Annotated in this window: 19 protein-coding genes; 11 read left to right on the forward strand and 8 right to left on the reverse strand. The window is 37.0% G+C overall.

What is annotated here, in order from left to right:
• Window positions 1-158: 158 nt before the first annotated feature.
• Window positions 159-1,688, reverse strand: a complete 1,530-nt coding sequence (locus ACQKN4_RS04360) for a cardiolipin synthase (protein WP_427482513.1) — start codon at window positions 1,686-1,688, stop codon at window positions 159-161.
• A gap of 906 nt (window positions 1,689-2,594) precedes the next feature.
• On the opposite strand from ACQKN4_RS04360, the gene ACQKN4_RS04365 reads away from it, so the two are divergent.
• Genes ACQKN4_RS04365 through ACQKN4_RS04385 form a run of 5 tightly spaced genes read left to right on the forward strand, consistent with a single transcriptional unit; the run spans window position 2,595 to window position 8,281 of the window.
• The gene (locus ACQKN4_RS04365; RefSeq protein WP_427482514.1) at window positions 2,595-3,608 is read left to right on the forward strand and encodes an ABC transporter ATP-binding protein; all 1,014 of its coding nucleotides are present in this window, start codon (window positions 2,595-2,597) and stop codon (window positions 3,606-3,608) included.
• Complete coding sequence (locus ACQKN4_RS04370; RefSeq protein ID WP_427482515.1) at window positions 3,605-4,552, forward strand: ATP-binding cassette domain-containing protein; 948 nt, start codon at window positions 3,605-3,607, stop codon at window positions 4,550-4,552. The genes ACQKN4_RS04365 and ACQKN4_RS04370 overlap by 4 nt, the downstream gene beginning before the upstream one ends.
• Window position 4,553: 1 nt before the next feature.
• Complete coding sequence (gene opp4B / locus ACQKN4_RS04375) at window positions 4,554-5,516, forward strand: oligopeptide ABC transporter permease (protein WP_427482517.1); 963 nt, start codon at window positions 4,554-4,556, stop codon at window positions 5,514-5,516.
• A 35-nt stretch (window positions 5,517-5,551) separates the two neighbouring features.
• Window positions 5,552-6,454, forward strand: coding sequence for an ABC transporter permease (locus tag ACQKN4_RS04380; RefSeq protein WP_427482518.1), 903 nt, complete (start codon window positions 5,552-5,554; stop codon window positions 6,452-6,454).
• Between the two features lie 12 nt (window positions 6,455-6,466).
• Window positions 6,467-8,281 (forward strand): oligopeptide ABC transporter substrate-binding protein, encoded by a 1,815-nt coding sequence (locus ACQKN4_RS04385; RefSeq protein WP_427482759.1) that lies wholly within the window; start codon window positions 6,467-6,469, stop codon window positions 8,279-8,281.
• 403 nt (window positions 8,282-8,684) lie between these two features.
• Here ACQKN4_RS04385 and ACQKN4_RS04390 read toward each other — a convergent pair whose 3' ends face one another.
• The 7 genes from ACQKN4_RS04390 to ACQKN4_RS04420 all read right to left on the reverse strand — a co-directional run bounded on the left by ACQKN4_RS04390 (window position 8,685) and on the right by ACQKN4_RS04420 (window position 18,976).
• Window positions 8,685-9,611: an ABC transporter ATP-binding protein gene (locus tag ACQKN4_RS04390; RefSeq protein ID WP_079560398.1), complete on the reverse strand. Its 927-nt coding sequence runs from the start codon at window positions 9,609-9,611 to the stop codon at window positions 8,685-8,687.
• Complete coding sequence (locus ACQKN4_RS04395; RefSeq protein ID WP_427482520.1) at window positions 9,604-10,659, reverse strand: ABC transporter ATP-binding protein; 1,056 nt, start codon at window positions 10,657-10,659, stop codon at window positions 9,604-9,606. Before ACQKN4_RS04395 ends, ACQKN4_RS04390 begins: the two co-directional genes overlap by 8 nt.
• Before the next feature lie 14 nt (window positions 10,660-10,673).
• Window positions 10,674-11,594 carry an ABC transporter permease gene (locus ACQKN4_RS04400; RefSeq protein ID WP_079560400.1) on the reverse strand — a complete coding sequence of 307 codons (921 nt, stop codon included), beginning with the start codon at window positions 11,592-11,594 and terminating at the stop codon, window positions 10,674-10,676.
• Window positions 11,594-12,523 (reverse strand): ABC transporter permease, encoded by a 930-nt coding sequence (locus tag ACQKN4_RS04405; protein ID WP_079560401.1) that lies wholly within the window; start codon window positions 12,521-12,523, stop codon window positions 11,594-11,596. The genes ACQKN4_RS04400 and ACQKN4_RS04405 overlap by 1 nt, the downstream gene beginning before the upstream one ends.
• A gap of 123 nt (window positions 12,524-12,646) precedes the next feature.
• Window positions 12,647-14,299 carry a peptide ABC transporter substrate-binding protein gene (locus tag ACQKN4_RS04410; RefSeq protein WP_079560402.1) on the reverse strand — a complete coding sequence of 551 codons (1,653 nt, stop codon included), beginning with the start codon at window positions 14,297-14,299 and terminating at the stop codon, window positions 12,647-12,649.
• A gap of 1,045 nt (window positions 14,300-15,344) precedes the next feature.
• Window positions 15,345-17,030, reverse strand: coding sequence for a methyl-accepting chemotaxis protein (locus ACQKN4_RS04415; protein WP_079560403.1), 1,686 nt, complete (start codon window positions 17,028-17,030; stop codon window positions 15,345-15,347).
• A 248-nt stretch (window positions 17,031-17,278) separates the two neighbouring features.
• The gene (locus ACQKN4_RS04420; RefSeq protein ID WP_079560404.1) at window positions 17,279-18,976 is read right to left on the reverse strand and encodes an Rqc2 family fibronectin-binding protein; all 1,698 of its coding nucleotides are present in this window, start codon (window positions 18,974-18,976) and stop codon (window positions 17,279-17,281) included.
• A gap of 814 nt (window positions 18,977-19,790) precedes the next feature.
• Between ACQKN4_RS04420 and ACQKN4_RS04425 the strand changes: the two genes are divergently transcribed.
• From ACQKN4_RS04425 to def, 6 genes are all read left to right on the forward strand, one after another.
• Window positions 19,791-20,654 carry a YicC/YloC family endoribonuclease gene (locus ACQKN4_RS04425; RefSeq protein ID WP_427482524.1) on the forward strand — a complete coding sequence of 288 codons (864 nt, stop codon included), beginning with the start codon at window positions 19,791-19,793 and terminating at the stop codon, window positions 20,652-20,654.
• Window positions 20,655-20,697: 43 nt separating this feature from the next.
• Complete coding sequence (gmk, locus tag ACQKN4_RS04430; RefSeq protein WP_079560406.1) at window positions 20,698-21,315, forward strand: guanylate kinase; 618 nt, start codon at window positions 20,698-20,700, stop codon at window positions 21,313-21,315.
• Between the two features lie 4 nt (window positions 21,316-21,319).
• Window positions 21,320-21,547, forward strand: a complete 228-nt coding sequence (rpoZ, locus tag ACQKN4_RS04435) for a DNA-directed RNA polymerase subunit omega (protein WP_053483349.1) — start codon at window positions 21,320-21,322, stop codon at window positions 21,545-21,547.
• A gap of 124 nt (window positions 21,548-21,671) precedes the next feature.
• Window positions 21,672-22,682 (forward strand): bifunctional phosphopantothenoylcysteine decarboxylase/phosphopantothenate--cysteine ligase CoaBC, encoded by a 1,011-nt coding sequence (coaBC, locus tag ACQKN4_RS04440; protein WP_427482526.1) that lies wholly within the window; start codon window positions 21,672-21,674, stop codon window positions 22,680-22,682.
• Window positions 22,679-25,093: a primosomal protein N' gene (priA, locus tag ACQKN4_RS04445; RefSeq protein WP_427482528.1), complete on the forward strand. Its 2,415-nt coding sequence runs from the start codon at window positions 22,679-22,681 to the stop codon at window positions 25,091-25,093. The genes coaBC and priA overlap by 4 nt, the downstream gene beginning before the upstream one ends.
• 344 nt (window positions 25,094-25,437) lie before the next feature.
• Window positions 25,438-25,932 (forward strand): peptide deformylase, encoded by a 495-nt coding sequence (gene def, locus ACQKN4_RS04450; RefSeq protein WP_079560409.1) that lies wholly within the window; start codon window positions 25,438-25,440, stop codon window positions 25,930-25,932.

Below are 25,932 nucleotides of genomic sequence, written 5' to 3' on the forward strand. Positions count from 1 at the left end.
AAGCGAAGCGACAGCAACAAATGTTTTAACTGTGCGAAAGCGAAGCGACAGCAACAAATGTTTTAACTGTGCGAAAGCGAAGCGACAGCAACAAAGCGCCCAGCCGGAACGGAAATCAACCCCTCGTTTTGACCAAGAACTACACTTTATTTAATCATTTACAGTAGCGGAGAAATGAGTCGCATAAGAGATTCGAGCATGCGTTTTTGAATACTTCGCTTTTGAAATGTTGCCCATGTAGTTTCTATGGAGTCTTTAAAATCTTGTTCAAAATCATTTTTAATATCTAGAACCGTGTTAGATTCATATAAGACTGCAATGAGTTCATAATTTAGCTCAAAACTACGAATATCCATATTTGCTGTGCCAATTGTTGCAACTTCATCATCAACAAGTACAATCTTAGCATGCATAAAAGCATCTTTAACGCGGTAAATGGAGACACCTGCTTTTAAAAGTGGTGTAAAGTATGATTGGGATGCTTGATCACTAATGATACTATCGCCTTTCCCAGGATATAAAATACGGACATCTACTCCAGAAAGTGCACTCAAACGTAATAATGTTAATGTTTCCTGATCAGGAATAAAGTATGGAGTAGCAATCCAAATGGATTTTTTTGCAGAGCCCATAATTTTCAATAAAGCATTCCGAATACTCGTATCTTCTGAGCTAGGTCCACTTGCAACGATTTGTACGGCACCTTCTGCCTGATGAGTTCCTTGACTTGGAAAGTATGAGTTATCCATAAATTGATTCCAAGACTCAGTATTTAAATTACTAGTGGCATAGAGAAAATCTTCTAGAAAAATGGACTGTAGTTTATATAATGCTTTTCCTTCAATTTTTAAATGGCTATCACGCCAAATAGGAAACTTCTTCGAACGACCAAGATATTCATCCCCGACATTGAGTCCACCTGTAAACCCAATTGCCCCATCTACAATAACAATTTTACGGTGGTTACGATAATTGACGGTTTCTAATAGCCAAGGTGAAAGAATAGAATCAAACTCGACTACTTCAATTCCTGCGTCTTTCATTGGTTGTAAGAAACTCCTACGTAATTTACTACTTCCAAGTCCATCGTAAAGAAAGCGTACGATCACACCAGATTTTGCTTTTTTTATTAAGGTATCTCGAATTGAAGTGCCGATTTCATCTGATCGATAAATATAGTATTGAATATGAATATGATGTGTAGCATTTTCAATTGCTTGTAGGATTTCAGTAAATGTTTCATCTCCGTTTGTTAAGAGTTTTGTTGCTGTACCATTAGCAAGAGGACCGCCACCAAATTTTTGGATAACTTGTGCTAAATAGGTGGATCGTTCATTTAAAGGGCAAGAGGATTCTAAATTAAAACTTCTTCCTGCTAAAAGTTCACGGAATAACTTTCTTTTTTCTTCTGAACGAGATAAATGTTTCTTTCTTCTCCAGCGACTTCTTCCGAATAGTAAGTACAGCAGTAAACCGATAACAGGGAGAATGGTTAATACTAAAAACCAAGCCAATGTACTTTGCGGGGAACGATTTTCAATAAAAATAATGAAGGCAATCCCAATAAGTGTGATAGGCCATAGTAAACCAATTAAGGTAGATAAGGGAATAACGGACTTATTTAAAAATATGGGCATAATTGCTGCTATTGTAAATACAAATAGCAATTGGACAACGCGATTTTTCATATGTATACATCTCACCTATTCTTTCTTACATATAATAAGAGAAAGTTGTACTTTAATAGCTTTATGATAAAATGTTTTCTTTTTTTTTACAATATAGACATTTCTGCGCCAATGTATAGAGTCGTATTTCTCAAAATCAACCTAGCTAAATTAAGTATTTATTAATATTTCCCGTTAAATACTCCTATATAAATTATAATTAATCTATTTTAATAGTCTTTAATTTGAAGTTTTTAGAATATATTACCTTTACTTTTGCATATACTATTTAAAAAATTAATTATTTTTTGGGGAAGAATATAATCAAGATGTACGTAAATGGTTAGGTAAAAAGAAATAAAAAAAATTACTTTTTCAGTATATTGAAATTAGTGTCAAACTTTTAACACTTTAAACGAGAAAACTATTCGTGAAAAACAAATAGGTAGAAATTCAATTTAAATAAAAATTTATAATTATTACCTGTTATATCAATATAATCTAGGTATTTAAATGGTATTTTAGTAATAAAGGGAACATAATTAATTTAAAAAAATTATATTTAAATAGTAAAAATAGAAGAGGTTAGATAGAAAGATGAAAAAGGAGCAAACAATTAAGTAAAGAAAAGGTTAAGTTTATAAAAATGTTTTGTAAAGATGTATGGAGTCGATTTGTTTTTATCTTTACAATATTCCGAAAAATATGCTTGATTTAATGTATTATTTCCAGATAAAATAATATCACAGTTAATTTTCAGACAATTCAAACATGGTTTTAATTGTATGAAGATGTAAAAATAGTAAAGATGTTAATAAATATTATCGGAGGTGTAAATAAGTCTTTCAATAAAATATAATTCTAAAATAAATTTTAAAGCGGAGCATAGTCATTTTTCAGAATATTAAATATAGGAGGGGAGATTGTTTGAATACAGCAAATGACCTATTAACAATTAGAAATCTCACTACAAGTTTCCGTATTAAAGAAACTTATCACGCTGCTGTAGATGATGTCTCACTTTCGCTTAAAAAGAATGAAGTGTTAGCAATCGTTGGGGAATCGGGTTGTGGTAAAAGTACATTAGCTACTACCGTTGTAGGCTTATACAATCCTGTTAATACAAAAGTTAATGGTGAGATCCTTTATAATAATCAAAATCTAACGAATCTGAATGACGAACAATTTAATAGTTTACGTGGTAATGATATTGGTTTTATTTTTCAAGATCCTCTTTCAGCCCTTAATCCATTAATGCGGATTGGAGAACAAATTGCAGAGGGGCTAATGTATCATACAAAACTCTCAAAGCAACAGCGTGAGGAGAGAGTAATAGAATTATTGAATCAAGTAGGCATTGCTAAACCAGAGCGTGTAGCAAGGCAATTCCCTCATCAATTGTCCGGAGGGATGAGGCAGCGTGTCATGATTGCCATCGCATTGTCGTGTAAACCATCTATTTTAATTGCCGATGAACCAACAACAGCATTAGATGTAACGATTCAAGCTCAAATACTTGATTTACTAAAAGCATTACAGTCAGAAACCGAAACAGGTATTATCATAATTACGCATGATTTAGGCGTCGTGGCAGAAATGGCTGATCGAGTTGCAGTAATGTATGCAGGTGAAGTAGTAGAAGAAGCACCTGTTCAAGAATTATTTACGAACGCTAAACATCCTTATACTCGTTCGTTATTGAATTCTATTCCACAAACACATACTGAAAACGAAAGACTTGAAGTTATTCAAGGCATGGTGCCATCGCTGGTGAATTTACCACGGGAAGGTTGCCGATTTTCAGCTCGAATACCGTGGATTGATGCATCTGCACACGAAAGAAAACCACAATTACATGAAATTGCACCAGGACATTTTGTTAGATGTACCTGCTGGAAACACTTTCAATTAGAGGGTGGAGAAGGAGGCGGGACTGTATGAGCTTTATGCAAATTAGTGATTTAAATGTTCATTACCCAATTCGAGGGGGCTTTTTTAATACAGTAGTCGATAAGGTCTATGCGGTTGATGGTGTCACAATGGAATTTGAAAAAGGGAAAACATACGGCTTAGTAGGAGAATCAGGTTCTGGAAAATCGACAACAGGTAAGGCCATTATAGGTCTAGAAAGAATCACGTCGGGTCAAATTTTTTATGAAGGTGAGAATGTTACAAACAAGCGTAGAAATCGTAATTCAGCTTATAACAAAGATATTCAAATGATTTTCCAAGATTCTCATTCGAGTATGAATCCTCGAAAGCGCGTATTAGACATTTTAGCAGAGCCTATTCGAAATTTTATGAGGCTTAGTGATCAAGAGGAACGTAAGCGCATAAAAGAGTTATTAGCGATAGTAGGAATGTCTGAAGATGTATTGTTAAAGTATCCACATGAATTTTCAGGTGGTCAAAAGCAACGTCTTGGGATCGCCCGTGCGGTTGCTTGTAATCCGAAAATGATTATTGCTGATGAACCAGTATCTGCACTAGATTTATCTGTACAAGCTCAAGTACTGAATTTTATGAAAGACATTCAGAATGAATTTGGACTTAGTTATTTATTTATTTCGCATGACCTAGGTGTCGTGAAGCATATGTGTGATCACATAGCTATCATGTACAAAGGACGCTTTGTGGAAACAGGCACTCGAAAGGATATATACACGAGTCCACAACATATTTATACAAAGCGCCTGTTATCAGCTATTCCTAATATTGAGCCCGAAACACGTTTAGAGCGTAAAATAATACGTCAAAATGTCGAGGCCAATTATCAACAGGAACAGCATAAATATTATGACGAGCATGGCAAAGTATACCCATTAAAATCTATTTCGGATACGCATAAAGTGGCGATGTCTGACATTGAACGGGGGGGTATATAAGATGTGGAAAACAATTGTTAGACGTGTGTTACTGATGATTCCTCAGATGTTTGTATTAAGTCTTTTTATCTTCATATTGGCAAAACAGATGCCTGGAGATCCATTTACGGGGCTTATTACACCAGAGACAGACCCTTCAAGGCTTGAGGAGCTTCGTCAACAAGCAGGTTTCTATGACCCTTGGTATGTTCAATATTACCACTGGATCACAAACGCTTTTCAAGGTGATTTCGGACAAAGCTATACATATAAAATTGCAGTGTCCACACTTATTGGTGAGCGCGGATTAAATACATTCTGGCTTTCATTACTCAGTGCAATTATTGTATATTTGATTGCGATTCCATTAGGGGTGTTGGCAGGTCGCTACCAAGAATCATTTTTAGATAAATCTATCACCCTATATAGTTTTATAAGTTATGCAATACCAACATTCGTATTATCACTCATTTTCGTATTTATTTTTGGTTATAGACTCATGTGGTTCCCGACTAGCGGAACTGTGGATGTAGGACTTGAACCGGGTACGATGGCTTATTATTGGAGTAAAATCTATCATTTACTTTTACCTGCTATTACGTATGCTATTTTAGGTACAACAGCCATTATTCAATATTTACGCTCAGAAATAATTGATGCAAAAACACAGGATTATGTGAAAACAGCTCGAAGCAAAGGTATCCCAATGCGAAAAGTCTACACTAAACATATTTTCCGTAATTCCTTACTACCAATCGCAGCTTTTTTAGGGTTTACAATAACAGGTTTATTAGGTGGCTCTATTTTCATTGAAACAATTTTTGGTTTCCCAGGAATGGGTCAGTTGTTTATTAATTCGATCATGAGTCGAGATTATAGTGTTATTACGGCACTAGTTATGCTGTATGGCTTCTTAACATTATTAGGTAGTCTACTGTCTGATATTATTATGAGCATTGTTGATCCACGTATCCGCATAGACTAACTACTAAAATAATGTGTAAGGAGAGGTGAATTCAAATGGAACAACACAATAATGAAATAGTCAAATTTGATAACTCTCCACCGACGGGGATACAAGTCGTTTTACGAGAGTTTAAAAAAGATAAATTAGCAATGATATCCTTTTTCGGGATAACTTTTCTAATCATTGGATTTTTAGTCGCTGCCATGTTTTTAAATCAAGAAGAAATTTTAAAGATTAAACTGTTAGAGCGCTACACTGAACCTGGTGTGAATGGTTATACACTAGGAACAGATGAAGCAGGTCGTGATATGCTGGGGCAGCTAGTAATAGGTGCAAAAAATTCTATTTTAATAGCACTTGCAATTACGATCATTACTAGTGTTGCAGGAATAGGTCTTGGTATTATCATGGGTTATTACGGTGGATTTATTGATAATCTGTTTATGCGAATTACTGAATTCTTTATGACATTACCTAATCTAATGGTGATCATTGTTTTTGTCACTATAATTCCAAAATATGGTGTGTTAGAGTTGATTTTGATTATAAGTTTATTTCAATGGATGAGTACTGCACGTTTAGTCCGAAGTAAAGCATTATCGGAGGGGCGGAGAGATTATGTAAATGCCTCTAAAACAATGGGGACAAGTAATTTCGCTATTATGTTTAAAGGTATTTTACCAAATTTAAGTTCTATTTTAATCGTTGAATTAACGTTGAACTTTGCTGGTAACGTTGGGATCGAAACAGGATTGTCCTTCTTAGGGTTTGGTTTGCCGCCATCGACTCCAAGTTTGGGTACTCTTGTAAACTATGCGAGAAATCCAATCGTTTTATCAGAAAAATGGTGGGTATGGTTGCCCGCATCAATATTAATTCTAATCTTGATGCTTGGTATAAATTACGTCGGTCAAGCACTTCGTCGTGCAGCTGACGCAAAACAAAGAATTGGATAAAGGGGAGGATGTATTATGAAAAAAAATTGGTTATTACTATCCGTTATCTTTGCAGTGATGTTTGTTTTAGCAGCCTGCAATAACGATGGTAAAGAGGCAACTAAAACGGATAATGGCAGTAAAGACAAATCGACACAAACAGAACCTAATAAAGAAGATACGGCTGCATTTCCAATGGAAGTAACAAATGAAGGCGACCCTATTAAAGGTGGTACGTTAAAAGTAGCGCTTGTAACGGACTCTCCTTTTAAAGGAGTTTTTATTCCAGAATTATCTGATGATGCTTACGATAGTTCAATCATGGATTATGCAAAAAATGAAATTTTTGAATTGGATGGAGATTTCCAAGTAAAAGATACAGGTATTGCAAAATTAGAAATTGATAAGGACAATAAGAAGGCGAAGATTACTATTCAAGGCGACGTTAAGTGGTCTGATGGTAAATCTTTGACAGCTGAAGACTTAATTTTCCCGTACGAAATTATTGGTCATCCTGATTATGATGGAGTACGCTATAATGACGACTTCAAAAATATTGTTGGTGCAGAAGAATATCATGATGGGAAAGAAAAGACGATTTCTGGTATTAAAAAAATCGACGAAAAATCAATTGAAATTACGTTCAAGAAAGTATCGCCAGCTATTTATTCAGTTGGAGATGGGTTATGGGGTTATGCAGCACCGAAGCATCAGCTAGAGTCAATCCCTGTTAAAGATGCCCTAATTGCTTCAGATGCAGTTCGAAAAAATCCTGTTACACTTGGTGCTTTTAAAATTGATAAAATTGTAAATGGAGAGTCTGTTCAACTTGTAGCGAATGAATATTACTTTAAAGGCAAGCCAAAGTTAGATAAAGTGGTAATTGAAGTTGTTCCTTCAAGTTCAATTGGTGAAGCTATGAAAACTGGGAAATATGATATTGCAGATCATTACCCAACAAATCAATTTGACAATATAAAGGATTTATCAAATATTGCTATTGTAAGCCGTCCAGAGTTGTCATACTCTTATATCGGGTTTAAAGTAGGGAAATATGATAAAGCAAGTAGTAAGAATATTTTTGATGCGAAGTCAAAAATGAATGATGTAAATTTACGTCAAGCGGTTGGCTACGCGATGGATATTGAATCTGTTACAGAAAAATTCTATCAAGGTCTACGTGTACGAGCAAACTCATTAATTCCACCAGTGTTTGCGTCTTACTATGATGGTACGTTAGAAGGCTATCATTATGATCCTGAAAAGGCTAAAGAATTACTAGATAAAGCAGGGTATAAAGATAAAGATGGTGACGGAATCCGTGAAGATAAAGACGGGAAAAAATTCACGATTCGTTTAGCAGCAATGTCTGGTTCAGACACAGATGAAGCGATTGCTGAATACTATCGTCAAAACTGGAAAGAAGTTGGGTTAAATGTAGAATTAACTACTGGTCGTTTAATTGAATTCAACAGCTTCTATGATAAAGTACAGGCTGATGATCCTGAAATCGATATGTTTATGGCTGCATGGAAAACAGGTACGAACCCATCTCCAGCAGGTTTATATAGTGAGGGTGCAGAGTTTAACTTGAGTCGTTACGTTTCTGCTGATTTAACAAGAATGCTAGAAGATATTGATTCTTCAGAAGCAATGAATCCGGATTTCCGTGCAAAAGCATTCCGTAAATGGCAAGAATATATGAGCGAAACAGCAACGACAATGCCAATGTACTTCCGTACGGAGATGGTTCCAGTCAACAAACGCGTGAAAAACTACAATATTGATTACGCAAATACAACAGAACTTCAAACTATTGAACTAATAGCAGATGCTCCGTTAAAATAAGCAAATTACTGAAAAAACAGTCTTTCTTCGTATATGAGAAAGACTGTTTTTCATAACTGAATAGTTATCAATTTAGTTAAATAATTTAAAAAACACCCGTTGGAAAATTCCAATAGGTAAAATAAAAAATGAACACATAACATATACGTATCTATAAGTTACAAGTCTCGAACTACAAAGATAGAAAAAGTGGATTTAGGGGCGTATAACACATGGCTTTTGGACTATGACATGGAACTGGGAATGCAGAAGCAGATACTTGCATAATAGATTTAAAAGTATGTGTATATTTACAATGCGCTAAAGGCTTTATAACACACTAGTAAGAACAAAGTTTTAAGGTATCGAGGCGATAAAAAAACTCCCATCACAGTGTGCTTACTGTTGATAGGAGTTAAGGTTATTATCGACTAGCAATCCAAGTTTTCACAAGATCGGCAGTACCATAAACGTAATGCTGCTCGCCTACTTCGTGGTAAGATGCGCTATCATCAACTTCCGTATGCTTGTACGGAATACGTTGACGGCGTTTTTCTGACAATGGATCAGGAAGTGGAATTGCTGATAATAATGATTTTGTATACGGATGAACAGGGTGATTGTAAATATCATCTGCTTTACCGATTTCCATAATTTTACCACGGTACATAACAGCGATACGGTCGCTGATATACTTAACCATCGATAAGTCATGGGCAATGAAAAGATATGTTAGGCCACGTTCTTTTTGTAGTTGCTTTAATAAGTTAACAACTTGTGCTTGGATCGATACGTCAAGTGCTGATATCGGTTCATCGGCGATAATAAACTTAGGATCTAAGCTAAGCGCACGAGCAATTCCAATACGTTGACGTTGGCCGCCAGAGAATTCGTGTGCATAACGGTTTGCGTGCTCTTTGTTTAAGCCAACAGCCTCTAACAGCTGATTAACTTTTTCACGACGCTCTTTTTTATCTTTGTAGAGACCGTGAATCGTAAAGCCTTCACTAATAATTTCTCCAGCTGTCATACGCGGATTTAATGAAGCGTATGGATCTTGGAAAATCATTTGCATTTCACGATTAAATTTCTTTAAATCATTTTTAGATTTTTTCCCTTGGACGCTTTCACCATCGAAAATAATTTCACCATCTGTAATGTCGTACAGGCGGATAATGGAACGACCAGTTGTCGATTTACCACAGCCGGATTCTCCAACAAGACCAAGTGTCTCACCTTCGTATACATCGAAGCTAATACCATCGACAGCTTTAATAGGGTTACCTGCTGAACCAAAATGCTGCTTTAAATTTTTAATTTCAAGAATTTTTTTTGTGCCTGATTTAGTCATCTGAATGTGCCTCCTTTGCTAAATATCCTTCAATACGTTTAGCAACCGCATCAGGAAGCGGGATTTTTGGTGCGTCAGGATGCATCAACCAAGTTTTTGCAAAGTGTGTTTCACTTACTTGGAACATCGGTGGTTCTTGCTCATAGTCAATAGCCATTGCAAATTCGTTACGAGCGGCAAACGCATCGCCCTTTGGAGGGTTAGTAAGATCTGGTGGTGAACCAGGAATCGTGCGTAGTAGCTCATCAGTATCGTTATCTAAGTCTGGCATTGAACCAAGCAGCCCCCATGTATATGGATGCTTAGGATTATAGAAAATATCATTAACAGTACCATATTCGACGATTTGACCTGCATACATAACTGCAACTCGGTCGGCAATGTTTGCAACGACGCCTAAATCGTGAGTAATGAAAATGATAGATGTTTTCGAATTTTTTTGGATTTCTTTCATTAGCTCTAAAATTTGCGCTTGAATTGTAACGTCTAACGCTGTTGTTGGTTCATCGGCAATTAGAAGCTTTGGATCAGCTGCAAGTGCGATGGCAATAACAACACGTTGACGCATACCGCCTGAAAATTCATGCGGGTATTGGTTATAACGTTTTTCAGGGAAGGGGATACCTACCTGCGTTAAAAGTTCGATTGCACGTTTTTTAGCCTCAGCTCTTGATACTTTTTTATGTTGTAAAATAACTTCAGTTATTTGACGTCCGACCTTCATCGTCGGGTTTAAGCTTGTCATTGGATCTTGGAAAATCATTGCAATTTCATTTCCGCGTACTTTTGACATTTCTTTATCACTTAAAGGAACCAAATCACGACCGTTAAATAAAATTTGTCCTGACTCATAAATACCAGGTGGCTGTGGAATTAGTTTCATCAATGCGTTACTCGTAACACTCTTACCAGAACCGGATTCACCAACGATAGCTAGTGTTTCACCTTCTTTTAAGTCAAAGTTTACACCACGAACAGCATGAACAAGTCCTGCGTACGTTTTAAAGTTTATTTTTAAATCTTTTACTTCTAAAATTGTTTGACTCATTTTCGGCCACCTCCTTATTTACGTAGTTTTGGATCTAATGCATCACGTAAGCCGTCACCAACTGCGTTAAACGCAAAGATTGTTAGTGAAATGAACAATGCAGGGAATATTAAACGCCAAGGAGCATTTGCAATTGCACCATTACCTTCAGAAGCCATTGTTCCCCAAGATGCAAGTGGAGCAGGAACTCCAAGCCCTAAATAACTAAGGAAAGACTCTGTAAAAATAGCGGATGGTACTGTTAATGTCATTGTTACTAAAATTACACCAAGTGCATTTGGCACTAAATGTTTTAAAATTAAATGCCCTGTGCGTGCACCTAAAGTACGTGCAGCAAGTACGTATTCTTGGTTCTTAATAGCTAAAACTTCACCGCGAACAATACGAGCCATTTGAATCCAACCTGTAATAGATAATGCGATAATCATTGGTACAATACCTGGTTTTAATACTACTAAAAGTACAATAACAACTAAAAGATAAGGTATAGCTGTTAGAACATCTGCAATACGCATCATTATATTATCAACACGACCGCCTGCTAAACCAGAAATACTTCCCCATAATACGCCAATAATCAAATCAATAATGGCAGCAGCAAAACCGATGAGTAAAGAAATACGAGCGCCAGCCCATACTCGAACGAAAATGTCTCGACCTAAATCATCTGTACCAAACCAAAATTCTGCCGATGGTGGAGCATTATACGAACCTAATTGCTCACTATAGTGGTATTGTGAAAACATTGGCACAAAGGTAGCCATTAAAACAATACCTATTAAAGCGATTAAGCCAAAAATCGCCATTTTATTATGGGAAAAACGAAGAAATACTTCTTTCCAAAAGGAGACAGATTTATCAGCTAATTTATCAGTTGCTTCATGATTTCCGCCAACGATTTTAAACTTATCTTTTTCGATTTGTTGTTGTGTCATTACTTTTTCGCTCCTTTCAGCTTAATTCGCGGATCGATTACACTATATAAAATATCTACGATGAATACCGCAAATAAAAGAATGATTGCGTAGAACACGGTTGTCCCCATAACAACTGTATAGTCACGGTTCGTAATACTTTGTACAAAGTGCTTACCTAAACCAGGAACCGCAAAAATTTGCTCTACAATGAAGCTTCCTGTAACAACACCAGCTGTTAATGGACCTAAATGGGTAACAACTGGTAAAAGGGCGTTGCGTAAAGTATGGCGGAAGACGACTGTCCATTTGCCTAAACCTTTTGCACGAGCCATTTTTACATAATCGCTATTGTTTTGTTCAAGCATACTTGAACGTGTCAGTTTAGCGATAAAGCCCATATGCGAAAATGCAATAGCTAAGGCTGGCAATATACTATAACTAAAGCCTTTCCATCCACTAATCGGGAATAACTGGAGTTTGTATGCAAGGAAATACTGCATGAGTCCAGCTAAAATGAAAGATGGAACGGAAATTCCGAGCACCGCAAAGGTCGTTGCCAAATAATCTGGGAACTTATTATGATAAAGCGCTGCCACTACACCGATTAATACACCAAATCCAATAGCTAGCAGCATAGCTTCAATCCCTAAAGTTAAAGATACCGGGAAGCCTTCTGCAATCATATCATTAGTAGAACGCGCTTTATATTTCATAGATTCACCGAAATCAAAAGTGGCCGCATCGATTAAATAATCTTTGTACTGAATATACCAAGGGTTATTTAATCCATACGTTTCGTTTAACTTTTCCTCTATTTGAGGAGGGAAATTACGTTCAGATGCAAATGGGTTACCAGGAGCAAGACGCAAAAGGAAAAACGTAGCCGTTACGATGACGAAAAGCGCGAGAAGTATATACATCAGCCTTTTCAAAATATATTTAATCACATAAAACTCCTCCTTCTACTTGTCAATTATCTGACAAATAAGTGCCTTCGTATTTTAAAAAGAGCTGACTCGCGCCGAAGTGGCCACGAGGCAGCTCTCCGCTTAGAGCTTAAAAAGAAATTATTATTTCATCTTTACATATTTAAGATGAATATCACCAGTTGGATTTGGATCTAAGTTTTCGATACCATCTTTAACTACTGACAAGTTAGTGTAGTAGTAAATAGGTGCAACTGGAAGTTCCTTCATAATGACTGCTTCTGCTTGTTTTAAGTAGTCAATACGTTTAGCTTCATCTACTTCAGCAATAGCTTTATCTAAGAAGCCTTTGTATTCAGCGCTTTCCCAACCTGTATCGTTATTACCGTTTTTAGCCGTATCGAACATTTCAAGGAATGTATATGCGTCTAGATAGTCAGCTACCCAACCCATACGAGCTACTTGGTAGTCACCAGTGTTGATTTTTTCTAGATAAACTTGCCATTCTGAATTATCTAACTGAGAAGTAATACCAAGTTTTGTTTTCCATTCTTCTTGAATATATTGAGCGATTGCAGCATGCGCTTCAGAAGTGTTGAATGAAATATTTACTTGAATATCTTTAGCATCTTTAATGCCAAGTTCTTTCATACCAGCTTCAAGAGCAGCTTTTGCTCCTTCAACATCGTTATCTTTCATGTAACCACGGTCATCTTCAAAATTAGGAACTGCTATAGGAACCATACCTGTAGCCGGTTTTTGCTCACCTTTAGTTACGTTATCAATAAGTTTTTGACGATCGATTGCTAGAGTAAGAGCTTTACGGATATTTGCGTTAGACATAACTTTGTCTTTTGTATTGAATTTGTACCAATAAATAGATGCTTGGTCTTTGATTCTTAAAGATTTATCTTTTTTGAACCCATCAATTGCATTAAGATCTACTGTTTGGAATGGTGCACCGATATAGTCAAGCTCGCCACCTTTATACTTAGTAGCAACAGTTGCTTCTTTTTCAACCATATCAATATTTACAGTATCAACATCAACATTTGATGCATCCCAATAATCTGCATTTTTTGCAAGAACGATAGATTCATTATGTTTCCAATCGCTTAATTTATAAGGTCCATTTGTTACGAAGTTTTCACCTGCGTCTGTGTACCATTCTTTATTAGCTTCAGTCACTTTTTGGTTAACTGGTAAATAAGTTTTGAATCCTGTTAATTCTAAGAAATACGGAGTTGGATTTTCTAAAGTAACGACTAAAGTTTTGTCATCTTCAGCTTTGATACCAACAGCATCAATAGAACCTTTTCCTTCGTTGTATGCTTGAGCCCCTTTAATTGGGTAGAAAATAGAAGCATACTCAGAAAGATTTTCTGGATTTAGCGCCCATTTCCAAGAATATTCGAAGTCACCTGCTACAACTGGATCACCATTTGACCATTTTGCATCACGTAAATTGAACGTATAAGTCTTTTTATCTTCACTTATAGTCCATTTCTCAGCCATACCTGGAGTAGGTTTACCCTCAATGTCTGAAACAGTCAGACCTTCAAGAACGTTAATTAAGATTGCGCTAGATGTAGTATCTGTTGCAAGTTGTGGGTGTAAAGATGGTGGTTCTGAAGTGATTGCTAAGTTAATTTCTTTAGCTTTTGAACCAGAATCTTTTTTGCCGTCTGAAGATGAAGAATTATCAGACGAATCACCACCGCCGAAGCCACATGCAGCTAATACCAGTGAGAATACTGCAAGGACAGTTAATAATAAAAACTTTTTGTTTTTAATCATGTGAATCCCCCTTATATAATTTTAAGCCTTTTGTGAAGCTCTTATTTAATATACCAAAAAATCATTGTGTACAAAATAAAAAAGATTCAAATTTATATAGTATTATCTGACATTTAAGAAGATAATAAATTTTTTCTATTCATCACACTAAAGAATAAAAGCGCTTTCATAACAAAAATTTGATATTAATTCGTTCTGAATATCAAAAATAAAATAAAAATATAGAAATTACTTACTATACCGAATATTCGTATTGTTTAGATAATAATATTGTTATAGTAAAAATGAGTCAAAAGTCACAGGGACGTGCTATGAGTGGTTTGTGTGGATTTGTAGAAAATTATCGCAAAATCGAGTAATTTTGATTCTTGGGAAGGTGTTTTTTGCAAATTATAATCTCGAAAGATGAATATTTTTATCTATCAATGATATATAAGAAACTTGTTTTGTATTTTTTTAAGAATATCCGGTATAAGAGAGAACAAAGAAGAAGAAGAGTATATATATGACAAAATGTGCCGCTCTTAAAGAATAAATGTACGTTGGTTAATGAAAATATGTTTTTTTGAAATAATTTACACATTACTTGTATATTCAATGTTGTATAAATAAAACGTTGCATGGAATCAATTATATGTGTGTAGGGTTGAGTTCATACTAAATGAAAAAAATACATAATTATCATTACTTTTATGCTATTGTTTTATGGAGAAGTCCATTTGTCTTGCTTAGGAGGAAAGCTTCTACATATAGTTACTAAAAATTACGTAAGTAGAACTTAATGCGTAGAAAATTACTTCGTCTATATACGTGGTTAATTCTACCATATTTTAAATGCTAAATGGAGATTTTCCTAAAAATAAACAGTGAAGTAATTAGAATCAACAGTTATAGGTGGACGATTTCTTAAGTAAGTAGGGGGTTACCTAAGTGCTAAGCGATATTAGTCTCTACTGTTGTCCTCTCGTTACACTCACGCTTTTGATCAGAAATGCGAACTAGGGACAAAAACAAGCAGAGAATAAAGAACTCTCTGCTTGAATTTTTAAAGCTTAAACTGATTAATTTGGGTTTGTAAGTCTGAGGATTTTTCACTTAAATCTGTAGCAACGTGATTTATTTGTTGCATTGTTGCTGCTTGTTCTTCACTAGCTTCGGCTATGATCTGTGTATTAGCAGCACTAGAAGAAGCACCATGAGCAATTTCTGAAACAGAAGCTGCTACTTGCTCAGCGCTTGCAGAGATTTCTTCAGAAGTAGCTGAAATGTCTTCTATTTGATTTGTCATCATATTGATCGCTTTTACGATTGCTTCAAAAGAGTTGCCAGCATCCCCAATGATTTTTACACCATCTGTAACAGATTGTAGCCCATCTTCGACAGCTTTTTCTACATTTTGGGTATCTTCCTGGATTTCTTGTGTTAAGGTAACAATTTGATTGGCTGATTGCTTTGATTCTTCTGCTAGCTTGCGAACTTCGTCAGCTACGACAGCGAAGCCTTTGCCATGTTCACCTGCACGTGCCGCTTCGATTGCAGCGTTTAACGCTAATAAATTCGTTTGATCTGTAATGGCTGTAATGACTGTAGTAATATTGCCTATTTCTTCTGATTGCTTACTTAATTTTTGAACGAGATTGTTAATCGTTTGTGTAGAATCATAAATCACGTTCATTTGTTGTTGAGCCTCATCAACTGTACTATTACCGTTATTCGCCAATTCAGTTGTTGTCACTGCGTTTTGGTGGAGTTGTTGAGTAGCCTCTGCTATTCGCTGTACACCTACGGCTGTTTCATCCATAGCATGTGCACTCTCATTGGCAGCAATTGTAGCAGTAGATGCCGTATTTGCCGTCCCGTTAATTCGTACAGTAATTTCATCAGCAGAAGCAGAAATCTCTTCGATAGAAGCGGATAGTTCTTCCGCAGAAGCTGATAAATGTTCCGCATTACCTTGAATATGTGTTAATAAACCTCGTAGGCTACTTTTCATTACGTTAAATGCTGTAGATAGCTGTCCAATTTCATCTTTAGATTGATGGGAAATATCTTGATGATATAATTCACCATTCGCAATATTATTGGCAGCAAGAACGACGGATTTTAAAGGTCGTGAAATTGTACGCTGTACATAAAACATTAAGGATATTCCAAGTATTACACCAATGATGATAGCAATGATTGAGATTATTTGTGAATTTGATACTGCTTCTTTAGATTCTTTCGTGACAATATCAAGTTGATTTTTTTGATAACTTACAATTTTCTCTGATACTGCTAACAAACCTGTATTTGCTTGTTGGACATCGCCATTAACTTTTTGTATTGCTTCTTTTAATTTTTTGGCATCATAAAGTGCTAGTGCTTCTTCAGCGGCTTTGTTAAAAGCTTCATTATATGTATTTAAATCTTTTGCATAAGTCTCCATTTCGGATGAATCAGATTTTTCCATCGTCTCAATTACATACGAATCTAGCATTTTAGCATACTTTGTAAAGTTATCTTTATTAGCTGCTGAGTCTTCGATGAGTATTGCCCGAATGTAAAGACCTTGCATTGCTCGAGCAGTTTGAATATTATTAGCTAATTCTACTAGAGCTACACGATTTTCTAGCGCATTTTCTACCTTCTTATCAATATTTGAGAATTGAATAAACATAATTACTAATGAAATAATTAAGGTCAGGATGATGGTGATAAATCCAAAGCTTAATTTTTTACCTACAGACATAGAAATACGCCCTTTCTAAAATACCATTTATAGTTTATTTAAATTTAGCCATTAAGAGAGGAGGAAGTCAATAACGCTCGGAATAAACAGTTCGGATTATTCACGAGTTTTTTTAGCGTTATTATAATAGGAAACAATAGCTATAAAGTCAATCAAGTTAAAAGGGGAATTAATAGATGTATAGTCCAGATTACGTGGACATCGCCATTAAAAAGGAATACGATACAATTCGTATCGTATTCCAACTATTAAGACTGTTTTTTTAATTGTAAAATGACAGCTTCATCTGGATCGATGTATAAAGTTTTTTGTTCAAAGTAAATAACAAAACCAGGTTTAGCACCATTTGGTTTTTTTACTTGACGTATTTCTGTGTAATCTACTGGAACAGAGGAAGAGTCTCTTGCTTTTGAAAAATAGGCAGCAAGCGTTGCGGCTTCTCGTAATGTTGTTTCGTCAGGTTCACTTGTATGGATGACAACATGTGAGCCAGGAATATCCTTCGTATGCAACCAGGTATCTGTACGCTTAGCAATTTTAAATGTAAGCATGTCATTTTGTTTGTTATTTTTCCCAACAGAAATCGCTACACCTGTAGAAGAGACATAACGTTCAGGCTCTGGTTTCGTTTGTTTTTTCTTTTTTCTTGCATGACGTAATTTCAAGTAACCTTGTTCTGCTAATTCTTCGCGAATTTCTTCAATATCTCCAGGAGCAGCTTGTTGTACTTGCTGAGCAAGCATTTCAAAATAAGCTATTTCTTCCTTCGTTTTTTCTAACTGTTCTTGTACCATAATAAGGGCATTTTTTGCTTTTGTGTATTTAGTGTAATAGCTTTGAGCATTTTCAATAGGTGTTTTACGTTCACTCACTGGAATGGTGATTTCTTCATCTCCAGATTCGCTATAATAGTTAGTGACAGTTACTTCCTTTACACCTTTTTCAAACGCGTAAACATTCGCCATCAGTAACTCCCCATATAATTGGAACTGATCTAACTTTGATGCGCGTTCGTAGTCTTTATTTAACTTTTTAGTTTTTAATATAAGTTTGTCAATTTCATTTTGCAACCATCGTTCCAAATCACCAGCCTGCTGTTTGACACGATCACGCTCAGCTCGAGCAAAGAATACGCGGTCAAGTAGCTCATGGACATTCGGATAAATCGTTACATCTCCTTGTAAATGAGTTAGAGCGATTGGGGAGAAGTAAGTTTTATTATTAGCGACTACATACATTGGCTTTGCCTCACCATTAGTAAAGGAAGCTATAAAATTTTTAAAGCAAATTACACGATCATCTGTGTCTGTAAATCTGAATAATAATTCCTCAGCATGTATAGGTGAGAAACCTGTAAATTGTGAAACAATTTCCTTAGCCGTTTTTGGTTCTGAGAAAAATAGTGTAATTTGTTCGTCGGATACTGCTAAAGGGTGCCATTTATTTTGTGCGGGTGGTGCGATATAAGGTTGACCAGGTAATACTGTACGGAAGCTATTTACGGATGGTGGTAAATGCTTTAAGCTGTCGACTATTTTTCCCTGCTCTTTATCTATTAATAATAGGTTACTGTGACGGCCCATAATTTCAGCATGTAACTCCCTTACAATTGGGTCGCCAATTTCATTTTTACTTTCGATTTCTACTATTATAATACGATCAAAATCGTGCTGTTTAATAGAAGAAATAAAACCACCCTCTATATGCTTTCTCAACAGCATACAAAACATTGGGGGTTCTGCTGGATTTTCAATAGAATGCTCAGTAAGGTGAACACGTGCGTATGAAGAATGAATCGAAAAAAGTAATTTATGATTGCTTCCGTTTGCACGAATATGTAGAACAACCTCTTGAGCGTTTGGTTGATGTATTTTAGTAATTCGACCTGTTACTAATTGTTGTAGGTCGGCTGTCATTGAATAAGTAAATAAGCCGTCAAATGCCATGTGAATTCCTCTTTCCAACGATATAAGCATCCTTGGTCTTTCGTATTTATTATTTTAATGGTGTATTAGCTTTGCACTCTAAATTTCGTGTAGTAGTCACTGCTATAGAGTAGCAGGCTTTTCTACCATGTTGTGTGGTTGATTTCCGTTCCAGCTTGCCGCTACGCTTTCGCGCAGAGCTTCCTGGGGGCGTCCGATGAGCCGCTTCACTCGCGTTCCTCTATCGCCGATCCCTGAGGAGTCGCCTGTTCTTCACTTTAATCAACTTCTAGACATGGCATACATTTTAACAAATGCCATCTCTAAGCTTTGCTAATGAGTTTTTTCTTATGTTTATCATAGCATTTTTTAGGTGAATATTAAAATATAGCTTCAATTGTGGTAGAATTAGCTTTTGCTCTATCTTCATTCAGCAGAAAATTCTCACCTCTGAAGGCGGTGAGATGAATGCGGATGTGGTTCCTTTTCAGTGAAAGTCCAAACACCTGTAGCTGACGCTTCGCTTTCGCTACAAAAAAACTACTTGCTGAATGAAGATAGAGCCTCCGGCGGATGTCACGGATATTGAAAGGAATGAATAAAGGATGTTAGCCTAAAACCTTCGCATCCTGCGAAAACGGCTAACTGACCTGCGTCGTGCAGGCCTGGGCACAATACAAAATACGGACGCATTGTTTATCTGTGCGAAAGCGAAGCGACAGCAACAATTGCGCCAAGGCGAAATTGATCTATTTTTTTACGTCATAAATGACAGAGCTTATGTTATAATAATCCCAGTATGCAAAGAAGGGTGTGACGAACCTTGGTGCGTAGTATGACTGGTTTTGGCAGAGGTGTCACAACAACAAGAGACTTTCAATTAACAGTAGAAATGCGCTCGGTCAACCATCGATTTTTAGAAATTAATGCGAAATTCCCGAAAGAATGGCTTGAAGCAGAAATTTTCGCAAAGAAATTAATTTCGAAAGCTTTGTCACGTGGCAAAATTGATGTGATGGTTTATGTTAAGGACTTAGATAACGTCGAGCAATCTATTGAAATTAATTGGTCATTAATTGAAGCGTATCGTAAGGCAAAAGAGCAATTAGCAAATAAAGTACCACTAGAAGAAAAATGGACGATGCAAGAGCTACTATCGCTTGAACAAGCGCTTGTACAGGAAAAGCCACAGCTTACACCTGAGGATTTACTTTGTGTTGTTGAAAAGGCTATTATGCAAGCACTGGAACAGCTCATTCAAATGCGTGAGCGTGAAGGGCAAGAATTGCATGATGTTGTTGTACAATATAAAGAACAGTTAAAAGAACAAGTGAACCAGATTCGTTCTTGTGCTTCCCTAGCTGTAGAAAAATATCGTACCCGATTATTGGAACGAGTTACTGAAGTGGCGAACGGAGCATTGTTAGAAGATCGCCTACTTGCCGAAGTAGCGATATTTGCAGAACGTGTGGACATCACCGAAGAGTTGGACCGATTAGATAGTCACTTTAATCAACTAGAAGAAACATTACAAGAAACGATTTCGGTTGGCCGTAAATTAGACTTTTTAATGCAGGAAATACACCGCGAGATCAATACGATTGGGTCAAAAAATCAATCAACAGAGGCGGCCATTGCGGTAGTTCAGGCGAAAACAATTTTAGAAAAGATGCGCGAGCAAGTTCAAAATATCGAATAGCTTGCATGTATCTGTTATAAATTAAGGGAGATATAGAGAATAAATGATAAAAGAACGTGGATTATTAATTGTTCTGTCTGGCCCATCTGGTGTAGGTAAAGGGACAGTGCGAAAAGAATTATTTTCTCAGCCGAATACGAATTATGAGTATTCCATCTCGATGACAACACGAAATCCTCGCGAAGGTGAAGTAGATGGTGTAGACTATTTTTTCAAGAAGCGTGAAGAATTTGAAACGTTGATTGAACAGGGTGGCTTATTGGAGCATGCTGAATTTGTAGGGAATTATTACGGAACACCGTTAGCCTACGTAAATGAAACACTGGATGCAGGGCGTGATGTGTTTTTGGAAATCGAAGTGCAAGGTGCTGCACAAATCCGCCAAAAGGCACCAGATGCCTTATTTATTTTCTTAGCCCCACCAAGCTTAACGGAATTAAAGGACCGTTTAGTTGGTCGTGGGACGGAAACAGCAGAGGTTATTGCAAAACGTATAGCAACTGCAAGTGAAGAGCTTGAGATGATGAGCCTTTATGATTACGTAGTTGAAAATGATGAAGTGACAAATGCTTGTGATCGTATAAATGCGATTATTAAAGCCGAGCATTGTCGTAGAGAACGTGTTGAAAAAAGATATTTGTCAATGTTGAGAGGAGAATAAATCTATGTTATACCCATCAGTAGATACATTAAAAAAAGAAATCGATTCAAAATACTCGTTAGTAAGTTTAGCATCTAAACGTGCTCGTCAAATGCAAGAGGAACAAGACACTGAACGTTTACACAAGTATGTTTCTCATAAGTACGTAGGGAAAGCACTTGAAGAAGTAGCGGCAGGTGTACTTACGAAGGTATCACAGGATGAGTCAACTGTGTACGAAGACGAAATCTAACATTAATGTAAATAAGCTTTTGCGAAAATGTTAACGTCTGCAGTGGATTTTTGATTATACAGAATGCCGAGAGCTCCCGAGGAATTTTCCTTTGGGAGCTTATCATTTGAAAGGACGATTGTGCATGAATAAAAATATTTTACTTTGTGTTTCAGGTGGTATAGCGGTTTATAAGGCTGTCGCTCTAGTTAGCAAGCTATCTCAGGCTGGGGCAAATGTAAAGGTCATCATGACAGCATCAGCAAGACAATTTGTAAATCCATTGAGCTTTCAAGTTATGTCCAAAAATGATGTTTTTTTCGATACTTTTGATGAAAAGGATTCAAGTGTTATTGCCCATATTGATTTGGCAGATTGGGCAGATTTAATTTTAGTTGCACCAGCTACTGCAAATGTTATAGGGAAGCTGGCAAATGGAATTGCGGACGATATGGTAACGACGACCTTGCTTGCAGCAACTGCTCCTGTATGGCTTGCACCTGCGATGAATGTACATATGTATGACCATCCAGCGGTAAAACGGAATTTGGCTCAGCTACAATCTGATGGCTATCAATTTATTGAGCCTTCAGAAGGATTTTTGGCATGTGGCTATGTTGGTAAAGGTCGTTTAGAAGAACCTGAAAAAATAACAGCAATCGTTCAAGATTTTTTTTCAGAGAAAGCAAAGCCGTTAGCTAGTAAAACAGTAGTGGTCACAGCTGGAGCGTTTTATGTACCATTAGATGAGCGTCATGTTATTAGCACACAGTCGAATAGTAGAATTGGACAGGCGATAGCTAAAGAGGCACAAGCACTTGGAGCAAATGTAATCCTACTAGATGAGAAAGCAACAAGCGTGTATAAGCTTTTTGAACAGCTTGAGGAGTATAAAAAACAATATCAATCCGCATTTTTTATCCATGCAGCAAATACGCCTACAACTGAAGAGGCACCGATATTATCCGTAGAAGGAATGACCGCAATAACTTTTGGACAAAAGGTTATAGGTGAACCGATGGTAACAATTATGTCAGACAAGTGGATTGATTTTAGTGACACGGCAGAAGTAAATGGTCAAATGTGGGATGCGACAGATGCCAAGCAATTTGCCCAAGCATTTTGGACATATATATTACAGGGTGAGAGGCAATGAGTTTTTTGATTGCAGAAGTTATAGTGGATGTTTCGACTTACCATGTAGATCGTCCGTTTGACTATGAAGTTCCTACAGAATGGGCACATGTTATAGAGATGGGCTGTCGTGTAAAAGTACCGTTTGGGCCAAGAAATGTTCTCGGCTTTGTAGTCGGATTAAAAAATGAAACAGATGTACCATCTAACAAAATAAAGTCTATTGCACAAATTTTAGATATTGAGCCTGTATTGACCGAAGAAATGCTGTTAATGGCTAAATGGCTGAAAAACGAAACGATTTGCTATGAAATTGATGCCTTACAGGTTATGCTTCCGTCAGCGCTTCGGGCGAAGTATGAAAAAATCATCACGCTACAAGCGGAAAAAGATGTTTTACCAGATGAGGTTAATGCTATTTTTGGCAAGCGACAACAGGTTAATTTCAAAGAATTCGAACGTGCTGAATTACTTCCTTTATTAAAGCAGCTTATAACTGATAAAATCGTAAAAATTGAAAATGTTGTGAAGCAGCAAGGAAATGTAAAAGAAGTGCGTATGGTCAAAATTTCCGATCTTCAGCAAGATATCGACAAGGCTATGGAAGGTGCAACGAGAGCAGCCAAACAGCGCCAGTTGATTGAATGGATGGGCAAACACCTTGGAGAGGTTCTTTTGCCGCAAAAAATCTACGAGGAAACAGGTGCATCTTCCACGGTATTACAGTCAGTTATCGAAAAAGGAGCCGCTCACTTTATACAAGAAGAGGTGTATCGAGATCCCTTTACGAAGGAGGTTTCTCGTACTCAATCTTTACAATTGACGGAAGAGCAGCACATAGCATTAAAGGCTATTACTGGATCGATGGAAGAACAAACTGCGAAAACTTTTTTACTACACGGCGTTACCGGGAGTGGTAAAACGGAGATTTATTTGCAAGCAATTCAAAAGGTGTTAGATGAAGGTAAGGAAGCCATTATGCTAGTACCTGAAATATCATTAACACCTCAAATGACAGAGCGTTTTCGTAGTCGTTTTGGTGAGATGGTAGCTGTCATGCATAGTGGCTTATCTGTCGGTGAAAAGTATGATGAATGGCGTAAAATTCAACAAGGTAAGGTAAGCGTTGTTGTTGGAGCTCGTTCGGCAATTTTCGCACCTTTTACAAATATAGGTCTTATCATTTTAGATGAAGAGCATGAAACAACATACAAGCAAGAAGATTCCCCACGTTATCACGCTAGAGATGTGGCAATATGGCGAAGTGAATTTTACAAATGTCCTGTTATTTTAGGCAGTGCAACGCCTGGACTGGAATCATTTGCGAGAGCAAAGAAGGGCGTGTATGGATTGCTATCATTAAAACAACGTGCTTTGCATCAAGCATTACCGACAGTTTTTATTGCGGATATGCGAGAGGAGCTTCAAAATGGAAATCGTTCCATGTTTTCCGAGCAACTTGTTGATGCAATACGTGTAAGACTAGAGAAAAATGAACAGATGGTCATGTTTTTAAATCGTCGTGGCTATTCTTCTTTTGTGCTTTGTCGTGATTGTGGAACGGTTGTACAATGTCCGAACTGTGACATCTCGTTAACATATCATCGGACAACAGAGAAATTAAAATGTCATTATTGCGGTTATGACGAGCGTGTTCCTCAAATATGTCCACAATGCCAGAGTGAGCATATACGTTATTTTGGAACGGGAACGCAAAAAGTCGAGGAAGAAATTTATAAGCTATTTCCTGAGGCAAGGGTTCTCCGAATGGATGTTGATACAACCAAGCAAAAAGGTGCACATGAAGAAATTTTGCAGGCGTTTGGGGAAGGACAGGCAGATATTTTATTAGGTACGCAAATGATTGCTAAAGGTCTTGATTTTCCTAATATTACGCTTGTTGGTGTACTTAGTGCTGATACATCTCTGCATCTGCCCGATTACCGTGCAGCAGAGCGTACATTCCAGCTATTAACGCAGGTTAGTGGTAGAGCGGGACGTCATGATAAGCATGGTGAGGTTATTATTCAATCGTATACACCAGAGCATTATGCAATTGAGTTGGCAAAAATTCAAGATTACGAACCGTTTTACGAACGTGAAATGTTTTTACGTCGTCGCTCTAGCTATCCACCGTATTATTATGTAGCGCTTGTTCAAATATCTCATGAAGATGTCATGATGGCTGCAGAGTATGCTGGACGTGCGGCAGATTGGCTAAAGGTAAATTTATCAGACCGAGTTGCCATTATAGGTCCAACGACTGCTAGCATCAGCCGTCTCCAAAATAGATATCGTTATCAATGTTTGATAAAATATAAAATTGAACCAAATCTCATTCCAGTATTACAACGGCTTCTTGCCATGTATCGCTCGGAATGGATAAAACAGGGTATTTTAATGACGGTAGATTTAGATCCGTCAACTATATAAAATGATTCAAAATCGCCTAAATTTGAGCATAGCTTTTTGTTGAAACGTATGTCATGGGGATAAGTTGAGTGGAGGCTGGGCGACTCCTCGGGGATTAGCGATAGAGGAACGGAGGCTAAGAGCATCACATCCTGTGATAACGCCTCCGTGACCAACATCCTGCTGCCGCCGCTACGTTAGCAATACGCTTTCGCGCAAAAAACATCTGTCGGCCCGAGACCCTGCAACGAAGCGAAGCGGCAGCAACAAAGCGCCTAGCCGGAACGGAAATCAACCCCACATTATGATGTAGCGTTACAATTAGATAAAGAATAAGCCTTAAATATAGAAATGAGGAACATAACATGGCAATTAAAAAAGTTGTAGAACATCCAGCAAAGGTATTATCAACACCATGCGCGGAAGTAACAGAAATTAATGAAGAAATTATTACATTACTAGATGATTTATATGACACAATGGTTGAATACGATGGCGTTGGTATTGCAGCACCTCAAATAAATGTAGGATTACGTGTTGCAATTGTCGAGCTTGGCGAAGAACGAGATGTTTTAGAAATGATTAATCCAACTGTTATTGAAACGGATGGAGCTGAAGTAGATATTGAAGGCTGCTTAAGCTTCCCGGGATTATACGGTGAAGTTGAACGACCTGATTATGTGAAGATTGAAGCATGTGATCGTGAAGGGCGTGTATATGAGTTAGAAGCGGGAGGCTTTGATGCACGAGCAATTTTACATGAAATCGACCATTTAGATGGCGTGCTATTTGATTCGAAAATTAAACGCATTTTAACTGAAGAAGAGCTTGAAGCAATGTACGCTGAAGAGGAGGAATAA

The organism is Lysinibacillus sp. NPDC093692 (assembly GCF_050280125.1).
Lineage (GTDB): Bacteria > Bacillota > Bacilli > Bacillales_A > Planococcaceae > Lysinibacillus.